At 72.0% G+C, this 11,776-nt stretch carries 11 protein-coding genes; 8 read left to right on the top strand and 3 right to left on the bottom strand.

Annotation, left to right across the window (positions count from 1 at the left end; translation table 11 throughout):
• Nucleotides 1–53 precede the first annotated feature (53 nt).
• Nucleotides 54–491: an SPW repeat protein gene (locus BLU27_RS14165; RefSeq protein WP_092654037.1), complete on the top strand. Its 438-nt coding sequence runs from the start codon at nt 54–56 to the stop codon at nt 489–491.
• A 189-nt stretch (nt 492–680) separates the two neighbouring features.
• Here BLU27_RS14165 and BLU27_RS14160 read toward each other — a convergent pair whose 3' ends face one another.
• Entirely contained in the window at nt 681–2,096 is a 1,416-nt protein-coding gene (locus tag BLU27_RS14160; protein WP_092654035.1) for an NAD(P)H-quinone dehydrogenase, read from the bottom strand.
• A gap of 52 nt (nt 2,097–2,148) precedes the next feature.
• Here BLU27_RS14160 and BLU27_RS14155 point away from each other — a divergent pair, with 52 nt between their 5' ends.
• Nucleotides 2,149–2,601: a gamma-glutamylcyclotransferase gene (locus BLU27_RS14155; RefSeq protein WP_092654033.1), complete on the top strand. Its 453-nt coding sequence runs from the start codon at nt 2,149–2,151 to the stop codon at nt 2,599–2,601.
• A 131-nt stretch (nt 2,602–2,732) separates the two neighbouring features.
• Complete coding sequence (locus tag BLU27_RS14150; protein WP_197681832.1) at nt 2,733–3,566, top strand: purine-nucleoside phosphorylase; 834 nt, start codon at nt 2,733–2,735, stop codon at nt 3,564–3,566.
• Between the two features lie 23 nt (nt 3,567–3,589).
• On the opposite strand, the gene BLU27_RS14145 is transcribed toward BLU27_RS14150, so the two are convergent.
• A complete protein-coding gene (locus BLU27_RS14145; RefSeq protein WP_092654029.1) occupies nt 3,590–4,609 on the bottom strand; it encodes an aldo/keto reductase in 1,020 nt (339 codons plus the stop codon).
• A 171-nt stretch (nt 4,610–4,780) separates the two neighbouring features.
• Between BLU27_RS14145 and BLU27_RS14140 the strand changes: the two genes are divergently transcribed.
• Together BLU27_RS14140 and BLU27_RS14135 are read left to right on the top strand one after the other, a co-directional pair.
• On the top strand, nt 4,781–5,836 hold the full coding sequence (locus BLU27_RS14140; RefSeq protein ID WP_092654027.1) for a LysR family transcriptional regulator: 1,056 nt from the start codon (nt 4,781–4,783) through the stop codon (nt 5,834–5,836).
• Nucleotides 5,837–5,887: 51 nt separating this feature from the next.
• Nucleotides 5,888–7,600, top strand: coding sequence for a phospho-sugar mutase (locus BLU27_RS14135; protein ID WP_092654025.1), 1,713 nt, complete (start codon nt 5,888–5,890; stop codon nt 7,598–7,600).
• 28 nt (nt 7,601–7,628) lie between these two features.
• Here BLU27_RS14135 and BLU27_RS14130 read toward each other — a convergent pair whose 3' ends face one another.
• The gene (locus BLU27_RS14130) at nt 7,629–8,279 is read right to left on the bottom strand and encodes a hypothetical protein (RefSeq protein WP_092654024.1); all 651 of its coding nucleotides are present in this window, start codon (nt 8,277–8,279) and stop codon (nt 7,629–7,631) included.
• Nucleotides 8,280–8,405: 126 nt separating this feature from the next.
• Here BLU27_RS14130 and deoC point away from each other — a divergent pair, with 126 nt between their 5' ends.
• The 3 genes from deoC to BLU27_RS14115 are packed head-to-tail and all read left to right on the top strand — an operon-like array spanning nt 8,406 to nt 11,775.
• Nucleotides 8,406–9,416: a deoxyribose-phosphate aldolase gene (deoC, locus tag BLU27_RS14125; protein WP_241827963.1), complete on the top strand. Its 1,011-nt coding sequence runs from the start codon at nt 8,406–8,408 to the stop codon at nt 9,414–9,416.
• 8 nt (nt 9,417–9,424) lie between these two features.
• On the top strand, nt 9,425–10,894 hold the full coding sequence (locus BLU27_RS14120; RefSeq protein ID WP_092654022.1) for an aldehyde dehydrogenase family protein: 1,470 nt from the start codon (nt 9,425–9,427) through the stop codon (nt 10,892–10,894).
• Nucleotides 10,891–11,775, top strand: coding sequence for an aldehyde dehydrogenase family protein (locus BLU27_RS14115; RefSeq protein WP_092654020.1), 885 nt, complete (start codon nt 10,891–10,893; stop codon nt 11,773–11,775). Before BLU27_RS14120 ends, BLU27_RS14115 begins: the two co-directional genes overlap by 4 nt.
• Nucleotide 11,776 lies beyond the last annotated feature (1 nt).

The raw sequence follows: 11,776 nt of genomic DNA, 5'->3' as shown, positions 1-11,776 counted from the left end.
GGTGAGGGGGATGTGCTTCTCCCCTCGATTTCCTCGACGGGAGGTAACGGAAAATGTCGTCCCAGCGGCTCCCTATTGAGGAGCATCCTGATATAACCGAACTCCAGGGACGTTACGAGAGAATTGGTCTGAAGCCCGCCGTACAGATGGGCGCCGGCATGATCGTGCTGACCGGGCTGTTCGTCGCCTTGTCGCCGTGGATCGTGGGATTCGCCCCCTCCACGCAGCTCGCGGTCAACAACCTGGTCGTCGGGCTCACCGCGGTCGCGCTCGCACTCGGCTTCGCCGCGTCGTTCCGTACGACCCACGGACTGAGCTGGGTGGTTCCGCTGCTCGGTGTGTGGACGATCGTCGCACCCTGGGTGATCTACAACGCGGATCACAGCCTTCGGGTGATTTTGTGCAACGTCATCGGTGGCGCCGTGCTGTTCTTGTCGAGCATGGCCGTGGTCGGTTCAGGATTGATGCGCCGCAAGAATGAGCGCACCTGACCGACAAGCCGTCACGTCGGGAACAGCTTCGACGACGGTAATCAGTTACCGATCACTAATATCATTTTGATCTTCCGGACCGGATAAAAACACAAGAAGATCGACCTCGAACGAAAGCGATTTCTCTTCGTTGCGGCCGCGGCGTCGGCGCGCCGACCGACAGTTGGTGCGTGGTCCCCCGCGGCCGCGTCAGCTGTCCTTACGCGGAGTCTGTTGCCCGCGCACGTGCAGCCGGCGAGCCGCCTCGGCGATCGAGCCGCTCAGGGACGGGTACACGGTGAACGCGTGGGCCAGCTGGTCGACGGTGAGGCGGCAGGACACCGCCACCGACACCGGGTGGATCAGTTCACTGGCGTGTGGCGCCACCACCACGCCACCCACGACGATCCCGGTGCCCGGGCGGCACATCAGCTTGACGAACCCGTCGTGGATGCCCTGCATCTTCGCCCGCGGGTTGCGGGTCAGCGGGAGCTTGATCCCCACGGCCTGGACGCGTCCGCTGTCGAGGTCGTGTTGCGACCAGCCGACGGTGGCGATCTCCGGCGCGGTGAAGACGGTCGCCGCGACCTCCTCCAGGTCCAGCGGCGAGACGGCATCCCCGAGCGCGTGCGCCATCGCGATCCGGCCCTGCATGGCCGCCACCGACGCGAGCATCAGGACGCCGGTGCAGTCCCCCGCCGCGTAGACGCCCCGAGCGGTGGTCCGGGACACCTTGTCCACCTCGATGAACCCGCGCTCGTCGGTGGCCACGCCGGCAGTGTCCAGCCCGAGGTCGCCGGTGTTCGGGATCGAGCCCACGGCGAGCAGGCAGTGCGTACCCTCCACGATCCGCCCGTCCGTCAGCGTCACCACCACGCCGTCGCCGCGCCGCTCCACCCGCTCCGCACGCGAACGCGACAGCACGGTCATCCCCCGGCGGGTGAAGACGTCCTCGATGACGGTGGCCGCGTCGGCGTCCTCGGTGGGCAGCACCCGGTCGCGGCTGGACACGAGCACGACGTCGCTCCCGAGCGCGTTGTAGGCGCCGGCGAACTCCGCACCCGTGACCCCCGAACCGACCACGATCAGCCGCTCGGGCAGCTCGTCGAGTTCGTACACCTGGTCCCAGGTCAGGATCCGCTCGCCGTCGGGTTCGGCGTCGGGCAGGATCCGCGGCCGGGCACCGGTGGACAGGAGTACGACGTCGGCCGCGAGCTCCTCCGTACCTCCGTCGGCCAGCGTGGCCACCACCCGGTCCGGGCCGGCCATCCGGCCGGATCCGCGCACCACCCGAACGCCCTCGCGCTGCAGGCTGCGGCCGACGTCCTCGGACTGGTTGTGGGCCAGGGCCTTCACCCGGGCGTTGACCTTCGCGATGTCGGTGCGCACATCGCCCAGATCGGGTGCGGACCGGCCGATCCGGACACCGAGCTCGCCGGACTCGCGGACCTGGTTGATCACCTCCGCGGTCGCCACCAGCGTCTTGCTGGGCACGCAGTCGGTGAGCACGGCCGAGCCACCGAGCCCGTCCCGGTCCACGACGCACACTTCGGCTCCGAGCTGGGCTGCGACCAGGGCGGCTTCGTAGCCGCCGGGCCCGCCTCCGATGATCACGACACGAGTCACGGGACCCTATTCTCCCCCACGCGGTTTCGAGCGCCGGGTACCCTCGGCATCCGTGACCCTGTACGCCGCCTACGCGTCCAATCTCAGCCCCCGGGACATGGCCGTACGCTGCCCGCATTCCCCCCTTCGCGGCACCGGCTGGATGACCGGCTGGCGGCTGACGTTCGGCGGGGAGGACCACGGCTGGGAGGGCGCGCTGCCCACGGTGGTGGAAGACCCCGTCTCGGAGGTCTTCGTGGCGTTGTACGACCTCGCGCCCGCGGACGAGGCCAGGCTGGACGACTGGGAGGGCGCCTCCCTCGGGCTCTACCGCAAGGTGCGTGTGTGGGTGCAGACCCTCGACGGCGGCGTGTCCGCGACGAGCTACGTGCTCGACGCTTTCGAGGGCGGCCTGCCGTCGGCCCGCTACCTCGGCATCCTCGCCGACGCCGCCGACCTCGCCGGCGCGCCGTCCGACTACACCGCCGCCCTCCGCCGCCGGCCCTGCCGCAGCATCGGCCAGTGAGCCACCGCCACCGAGCCACCGAGTCACCGAGCGTGACGCATCGCTTCGTCTGCCGGGGGCGTCCCGTCTCGCGCCCAACAGCCGTGGCCCGGGCTCGAAACGCCGGTCGAACCCCATTAGGGTCGCCTGTCGTGAACGACGTACTCCCTGACCCGCACGCCGACCCCTACGCCGCCGCCCGCGACGCCGCGACCCGGCTGGCCGAGCTCACCGGCACACCGCGCCACGACGTGGCCGTGGTCCTGGGCTCGGGGTGGCGCCCGGCGGTCGACCTGATCGGAAAGACGGCGAGCGAAATCGCGTTCACCGACCTGCCCGGCTTCGCACCGCCCAGCGTCGAGGGCCACGCGGGGACGCTGCGCAGCGTGCGGATCGGCGACGGTGACCTGCGGGCGCTGGTGTTCCTCGGCCGTACTCACCTGTACGAGGGGCACGGCGTGGACGCGGTCGTGCACGGCGTGCGGACCGCGGTGGCGGCCGGATGCCGGTACGTCGTCCTCACCAACGGCTGCGGCGGTCTGCGCCCGGAGTGGATCCCGGGCACACCCGTCCTGATCGGCGACCACCTGAACCTCACCGGCAAGTCGCCGCTGTCGGGCGCGAACTTCGTCGACCTCACCGACCTCTACTCCGCCCGGCTGCGGGCTCTGTGCCGGGCGGTCGAGCCCAGCCTGGACGAGGGCGTGTACGCCCAGCTGCCGGGGCCGCACTACGAGACGCCGGCCGAGATCCGCTACCTGCGCACGATCGGCGCCGACCTCGTCGGGATGTCGACCACCCTCGAGGCGATCGCTGCCCGGGAGGCCGGCGCCGAGGTGCTCGGCCTGTCTCTCGTCACCAACCTGGCGGCGGGGATGACCGGCGCTCCGCTGGACCATGCCGAGGTGCTGGCGGCGGGACGGGCGGCGGCCACCCGGATGGGCGGCCTGCTCGCCTCCGTCCTGACCCGCCTCCAGACGGCGTAGCCGAAGTCGCGATCGGCGCCGACTCAGGCCTTACGGTCCCGCTGGTTGGCGCCCGCGACGCCGTACGGGTAGTCGTCCACGATCGGCTCGCTGGCCTCGGTGAGAAGTGTGGTCTCCTCCTCCGACAGGTGCAGGCCGGCCGCGCCGAGGTTGTCGTCGAGCTGTTCGACCGTGCGGGCGCCGAGGATGACCGAGGTCACCGCCGGGCGGTCGGCCAGCCAGGCCAGCGCGACCTGCGCCATCGAGATGCCGCGGCCGTCGGCGACCTTGCGTACGGCGTCGATCACCCGCCAGGTCCGCTCGTCGGCGTTGCGCTTGGCGTAGGCCTCCATGCCGCGGTCGGGGTTCTCACCGAGCCGGGTGGCACCGGTCGGGGCCGAGTCGCGCTGGTACTTGCCGGTGAGCCAGCCGCCGGCCAGCGGCGACCACGGCAGGATGCCGATGCCCTCGTTGCGGCAGACGTCGGTCAGCTCCAGCTCGATGCTGCGCTGCAGGAGGTTGTACTGCGGCTGCAGCGTGACGATCGGCGCCAGGCCTTTGACCTGGGTGAGCAGGGACGCCTTCTGGAGCTGCCAACCGAGGAAGTTGGACACCCCGACGTAGTGGATCTTGCCGGCGCGTACGGCGTCGTCGAAGAACCGCAGCGCCTCCTCGATCGGCGTCAGCGGGTCCCACGCGTGCGCCTGGTAGAGGTCGATCGTCTCCACGCCGAGCCGGCGCAGGCTCGCGTCCAGCGCACGGGTCAGGCTGAGCCGGGACAGCCCGAGCTCGTTGCCGCTGCCCCCGCGGCTGAAGCGGCCCTTGGTGGCGAGCACGATCTGCTCCCTGGCACCGGGCCGGGCAGCCAGCCAGCGCCCGATGATCTCCTCCGAGACGCCGCCGGAGTAGACGTTGGCGGTGTCGACCAGCGTGCCGCCGACTTCGACGAACCGGTCGAGCTGGGCGTGCGAGACCGACTCGTCGCTCTCGCTGCCGAACGTCATCGTGCCGAGACACAGGGTGGAGACGAGAGTTCCGGTCGAGCCGAGCGTGCGGTATTCCATGTGGGACCTCCTCAGATCGCTGCACCGCCCACCATGCCGACCAGCGATTAAGCTGTCCAACAGCAGAAACCGATCTCGTCGATCAGCCGTGACGATGAGTTGCCGGCGAGCCGTCGACAAGGTTCTGCGACCCCTTCGTGAGAGTTCCCCTTGACCCCTGGGCAGGTGCGTATGGAGATTCGTCAGCTGGAGTACTTCGTGACGGTCGCCGAGGAGCGCCACTTCACCCGCGCCGCCCAGCGCCTGCACGTCGCGCAGTCCGGCCTGTCGGCCTCCATCCGTACGCTCGAACGCGAGCTGGGTGCCGAGCTGTTCATCCGCAGCACCCGCAACGTCGACCTCACCGACGCCGGGCGGGCACTGCTCGTCGAGGCCCGGCACACCCTCAACGACCTGGCCGCGGCGCGGGAGGCGGTGGCCGCCGTGCAGGGCCTGCTGAGCGGCCGGCTCGTCGTCGGGACGCTGCAGTGCCTCGGAGCGCTGAGCGTTCCCGACCTGCTCGCCCGCTTCCACCAGGACCATCCGGGCGTGGAGATCCGCCTGCGCCAGGGCGGCAGCCACGAGTTGCTGGCGCAGGTACGCGCCGGTGACATGGACGTCGCGATCGTGTCCGTGCCACCCGCGGGCGAGTCGGCAGGGGTGGTGCTCACTCCCCTCGCCAGCGAACCGATGGTGCTCGCCTGCGGGCCGAAGCACCACCTCGCCGAGCGGGAGCAGGTCGGCCTCGCCGACCTCAAGGACGAGTCCTTCGTCGACTTCCACCCCGGCTGGATCACCCGCGACGTCACCGACCACGCCCTGGCCGGTGCCCGGATCGAGCGCCGGGTGGCACTCGAGGTCAACGATGTCCACTCGCTGCTGGACTTCGTGGGTGCGGGTCTGGGTATCGCCCTCGTCCCGCACAGTTTCACCGGCAAGCAGACCCGGGCCCGGTTCGTCCCACTCGAGGCACCCGTGCCGGTGTGGCAGACCGCGGTCGCGGTGGCGGCCGGGCGGCGGTGCAGCGCCGCCGCGCAGGCGCTGCTGCGCGACCCGAGCCTGCGCTGGCCGGCCCAGGGCGGGACCGGTGCGCGCTCCGGCGGACCCGATGGGTCCGGTGGCCCCGGTGGCCGGTCCGGTGCTCAGTCCGCCCGGTCCGGTGCCCGGTCCGGTCCTCGGTCCGGTGCTCGGTCCGGTGCTCGGCGTAACGGACCGCACGGCGCACCTGCCGTCGAACCCATCGGATAGCTTGGGCGCTCCGGCGGCCGATTCCCGCGGCGCCGGCCGCGAGGAGGATGTGTGCGCACCACCGAAACCGCTCCCGACCTGCTCGAACAGGCCCGCGCCTGGCTGGCGGAGGATCCCGATCCGCAGACCCGCGCCGAGCTGGCGGAGCTGATCGCGGCGGCCGAGGGGACCGGGGACGGGGCCCTGGGCGACAACGGGAGCGACACCGGGGCGGAGGCCGTGGAGAGCCGGTCGGCGGCGGCCGCCGAGCTGGCCGACCGGTTCGCCGGCCCGCTGACGTTCGGTACGGCCGGCCTTCGCGGAGCGCTGGGCGCCGGGCCCAACCGGATGAACCGCGCGGTGGTGATCCGAGCCGCCGCCGGGCTGGCGAGCTACCTCCGGACCGAGGGCGCCGCCGGTGGTTCGGTGGTGATCGGGTACGACGCCCGCCGCAACTCACGAGTCTTCGCCGCCGACACCGCGGCAGTCCTCGCCGGGGCCGGGCTGCGCCCGCTGGTCCTGCCCGAGCCGCTGCCCACCCCGGTGCTGGCGTTCGCGATCCGGCACCTGGGCTGCGTGGCCGGGGTGATGGTCACCGCCTCCCACAACCCGCCGCAGGACAACGGATACAAGGTCTACCTCGGTGACGGCTCGCAGATCGTGCCGCCCGCCGACAGCGGCATCGCCGCCGCCATCGCGTCGGTCGGCCCGCTGGCAGAGGTCCCGCGCGGGCAGGACTGGGAGACGCTCGGCCCGGAGATCGTCGAGGCCTACCTCGACCGGGCGGCCGGCCTGCTGGGGCCGGGGCCGCGCGACGTCCGGATCACCTACACGCCGCTGCACGGTGTCGGCGGCGCGGTGGTGCGCGCGGCCCTGAGGCGGGCCGGCTTCGCCGAGCCGGAGGTCGTCGCCGCGCAGGCCGAGCCGGACCCGGCGTTCCCGACCGTGGCGTTCCCGAACCCGGAGGAGCCGGGCGCGATGGACCTCGCGTTCGAGCTGGCCGAGCGGACCGGCGCCGACGTGGTGCTCGCCAACGACCCCGACGCCGACCGGTGCGCGGTGGGCGTACCCACTCCGGACGGCGTCCGGAGGCTCACCGGTGACGAGGTGGGCGCCCTGCTCGCCGTCCACCTACTCGACTCCGGAGCCCGGGGCACCCTGGCGACGACGATCGTCTCCTCGTCGCTGCTGGGGGTGGTCGCCGCCCGCAGGGGCGAGCCGTACGCGGAGACCCTCACCGGCTTCAAGTGGATCGGCCGGGTACCCGGGCTCGCCTTCGGCTACGAGGAGGCGCTCGGCTACTGCGTCGACCCGGTGGCGGTGGCCGACAAGGACGGCATCACCGCACTGCTGCGCATTGCCGAACTCGTCGCCACGCAGAAGCGGGCCGGGCGTACTCTCCTGGACCTGCTGGACGACATCGCCCGCGAGTACGGCCTGCACGTGACCGCCCAGCACTCGGTGCTGGTGCGTGACCTGAGCCAGATCGACGCCACGCTGCACCGGCTGCACACCCATCCGCCGCAGGTGCTCGGCGGCCGCGCGGTGGAGCGGGTGGACGACCTGTCCGAGCCGGCCGACAGCCTGCCGGGGACGCCCGGTGTGCGGTATGCCCTGGCCGGCGGTGCGCGGGTGGTGATCCGGCCGAGCGGGACCGAGCCGAAGCTGAAGTGCTACCTCGAGGTCGTCGTCGCCGAGCCCGGCGAGGACCTCGCCGCCGCCCGAGGCGGCGCCGACGCCGACATCGAGGCGCTGCTCGCCGACCTCGCCGACCTGGTCGGCTGACGCCGGCCGGCGGGAGAGCTGACCGGGGTCAGCTCGCCAGCTTGGCGACCACGGCGAGGACGATGCCCGCGCCGACCACCGCGAACTCCGGCCACCGCCACTGGCGTTCGACCTCGGTGGTGCCCCGGGAAGCGTCGGCGTACTTGTCCGCCAGCATCTCCAACCGGCGGATGGCGTAGTTGGCCGGCGACAGGCCCGACAGGTTCGAGGCGTCCGGCTGGCCGGGGCTGTCACCGCCCGCCGGCCTCCCGGCCATGGCGGCCTCCACCGCGTCGCGCCTGGACTTGCGCATCGCCCGCCGGTCGGCCCCGGTCACCCCGATGGCCGACGAGCGGTAGATGCGGTCCCCGACCGGGAGGGTGAGCACCGGCGCGACGTTGACCGACTCGACCAGGTGCCACGGGATGTGGATGTCGCTCAGGATGTTGCGCAGCACCAACTCGCGCTCGAACGCGACCACCGCCGGCCGGCACAGGCTGAGCCAGACCAGCGCGCAGACCGCGACGACGATTCCGGCCGTGCTCAGCCCGGACCACGTGCGCCACTCCACGACGATGTCGACCAGGATCAGCACGCCGATCGCCAGCGTGAGGTAGCCGAGCACCCGCCCTCCCATGGGGGCGAAGCGTTCGATCACTTTGCGCGATCCGTCGGTCTCCCTGCGCGTCAACCCGGCCACCGGCGATCCTCCAGACATCGTGATCCTCAGATTGTGCCTGCTCCGGCCCGGCAGCGACAGGAAGCCTCCGCCGCACCCCCGACCGCACGCCCCGGGCCCTGCCCGCCGTACGCCTACACTGGCCCGGTGACGACCACCGCAGCCTCCGCGAAGCCGTCGGCCACGACCAACGGGTCGGGGTCCGCGGGTGGCGCGATCCCGCCCGGCCAGGTCGCCGAGATCACCGCGTCCGACGCGAGCCTGCGCCGGTTCCTCGCCGGCCTGCCCGGCGTCGACCAGGTGGGAGCGGAGGCCCGCGCGGCCACCCTGGCCACCCGGTCGATCAAGACCACGGCGAAGGCCTGGGCCCTCGACCTCGCCGTCACCATGATCGACCTCACCACGCTGGAGGGTCAGGACACCCCGGGCAAGGTGCGCGCCCTGTGCGCCAAGGCCCGCCGGCCCGACCCGGCCGACCCCGAGTGCCCGGCGGTGGCCGCGATCTGCGTCTACCCCGACCTCGTCCCGGTCGCCAAGCACGCCTTGACGGGCAGTTCGGTCAAGGTCGCGAGCGTGGCGACGGCGTTCCCGTCCGGCCGCTCCAGCCTCGACGTCAAGCTGCGCGACACCGCCGACGCGGTGTCCGCCGGAGCCGACGAGGTGGACATGGTGATCGACCGCGGCGCGTTCCTCGCCGGCCGGTACGCCGAGGTGTACGAGGAGATCGCCGCCGTCAAGCAGGCGTGCGGACCCGCGCACCTGAAGGTGATCCTGGAGACCGGCGAGCTCGCGACGTACGACAACGTCCGGAGGGCCTCGTGGCTCGCCATGCTCGCCGGTGGTGACTTCATCAAGACCAGCACCGGCAAGGTCAGCCCCGCCGCGACCCTGCCGGTCACGCTGGTGATGCTGGAGGCGGTCCGCGACTTCCGGGCCGCGACCGGCCGCCAGGTCGGGGTGAAGCCGGCGGGCGGGATCCGCACCAGCAAGGACGCCATCCGCTATCTCGTACTCGTCAACGAGACCGCCGGTGAGGACTGGCTCGACCCCGACTGGTTCCGGCTGGGCGCCTCCAGCCTGCTCAACGACCTGCTCATGCAGCGGTCGAAGCTGCGTACCGGCCACTACGCCGGACCCGACTACTTCACGCTCGACTAGGAGAGCCGTTGTCCGCAGGCAAGTTCGAGTACGCCCCGGCGCCGGAGTCGCGGTCCGTCGTCGACCTCAGGTCGTCGTACGGCCTGTTCGTCGGCGGCGAGTTCGTGCCCACCGCCGACGGCCGGATGTTCAAGACCGTCAGCCCGGCCACCGAGGAGGTGCTCGCGGAGGTCACCGAGGCGGGTACGGAGGACGTCGACCGCGCGGTCCGCGCCGCTCGCACCGCCTTCGACTCGGTGTGGGGGCCGATGTCGGGCCGGGACCGCGGGAAGTTCCTGTTCCGGATCGCCCGGCTGATCCAGGAACGCGCCCGCGAGCTCGCCGTACTCGAGTCGCTCGACAACGGCAAGCCGATCCGGGAGTCGCGTGACGTCGACATCCCGCTGGTGGCCGCGCACTTCTTCTACTACGCAGGCTGGGCCGACAAGCTGGAGTACGCCGGCTTCGGCGCCGACCCCCGTCCCGTCGGCGTCGCAGGCCAGGTCATCCCGTGGAACTTCCCGCTGCTCATGCTGGCGTGGAAGATCGCCCCCGCGCTGGCCTGCGGCAACACCGTCGTCCTCAAACCGGCCGAGACGACGCCGCTGACCGCGCTGCTCTTCGCCGAGATCTGCCAGCAGGCCGACCTGCCGCCCGGCGTGGTCAACATCGTCACCGGCGCGGGCGCGACCGGCCAGGCGATCGTCGAGCACGAGGGCGTGGACAAGGTGGCGTTCACCGGCTCCACCGAGGTGGGCAAGGCGATCGCCCGCTCGGTCGCCGGCACTCACAAGTTGGTCACGCTCGAGCTCGGCGGCAAGGCCGCCAACGTCGTGTTCGACGACGCGCCGCTGGACCAGGCCGTCGAGGGCATCGTCAACGGCATCTTCTTCAACCAGGGCCACGTCTGCTGCGCGGGCTCGCGGCTGCTGGTGCAGGAGAACGTCTACGACGAGGTGCTCGACCGGCTCAAGCGCCGGATGGCCACGCTGCGCGTCGGGGACCCGCTGGACAAGAACACCGACGTCGGCGCGATCAACTCCGCCGAGCAGCTGCGCCGGATCGCCACCCTGAGCGAGGTGGGCGAGGCCGAGGGCGCCGAGCGCTGGTCGGCGCCGTGCGAGCTGCCCGACCGGGGCTACTGGTTCGCGCCCACGATCTTCACCGGCGTCACCCAGGCCCACCGCATCGCCCGGGAGGAGATCTTCGGACCGGTGCTGTCGATCCTCACCTTCCGCACCCCCGCCGAGGCCGTCGAGAAGGCCAACAACACGCCGTACGGCCTGTCCGCCGGGGTGTGGACGGAGAAGGGCTCGCGCATCCTGTGGATGGCCGACCGGCTGCGGGCCGGGGTGGTGTGGGCCAACACCTTCAACCGGTTCGACCCGACCTCGCCGTTCGGCGGCTACAAGGAGTCCGGCCACGGCCGTGAGGGCGGCCGGCACGGCCTGGCCGCCTACCTGCGGGCCGGCAACCCGAAGGAGGCGGCGCGGGCATGAGCACCACCCGACCCGGCGAACGCCTCGCCGTTCGCAAGACCTACAAGCTGTACGTCGGCGGGGCCTTCCCGCGCAGCGAGTCCGGGCGGAGCTACGTCGTGCACGACGCCAAGGGACGGTTCCTCGCCAACGCCGCACTCGCCTCCCGCAAGGACGCCCGCGACGCGGTGGTCGCCGCGCGGAAGGCGTTCGGCGGCTGGTCCGCCCGCACCGCGTACAACCGCGGCCAGATCCTCTACCGCGTGGCGGAGGTGATGGAGGGCCGCCGCGCACAGTTCGTGGACGAGGTGGCCGCCGGCGAGGGACTCGCCCGGGCCGAGGCCGGGGCCGCCGTGGACGAGAGCATCGACCGCTGGGTGTGGTACGCCGGATGGGCGGACAAGGTGGCCCAGGTGCTCGGCTCCACCAACCCGGTCGCCGGTCCCTACTTCGACTTCTCCGTACCCGAGCCGACCGGCGTCGTCGCCGTGCTCGCGCCCCAGGAGTCCAGCCTGCTCGGGCTGGTGAGCGTCCTCGCCCCGGTGATCACCACCGGCAACACCTGCGTGGTCCTCGCCAGCGCCGACCGCCCGCTGCCGGCGGTCACCCTGACCGAGGTGCTGGCCACCAGCGACCTGCCCGGCGGCGTGGTCAACCTGCTCACCGGCAAGGTGCCCGAGGTGGCGCCGTGGCTGGCCGCGCACCAGGACGTCAACGCCCTCGACCTCACCGGTGTCGAGGACGCGGGCCTTGCCACCGAGCTGGAACGCGCCGCCGCCGACAACCTCAAGCGCCTGGTCCGCGTACCCGACCACACCCAAGACTGGACCGCCGCGCCCGGCATCGACCGGATGGCGGCGTTCCTGGAGACCAAGACCGTCTGGCACCCGATGGGGATCTGAG

This window comes from Actinopolymorpha singaporensis (genome assembly GCF_900104745.1).
GTDB classification, from domain to species: Bacteria; Actinomycetota; Actinomycetes; order Propionibacteriales; family Actinopolymorphaceae; genus Actinopolymorpha; species Actinopolymorpha singaporensis.
The sequence above is the reverse complement of the archived record's forward strand: the minus strand, read 5'-3'. Positions and strand labels throughout refer to the sequence as shown.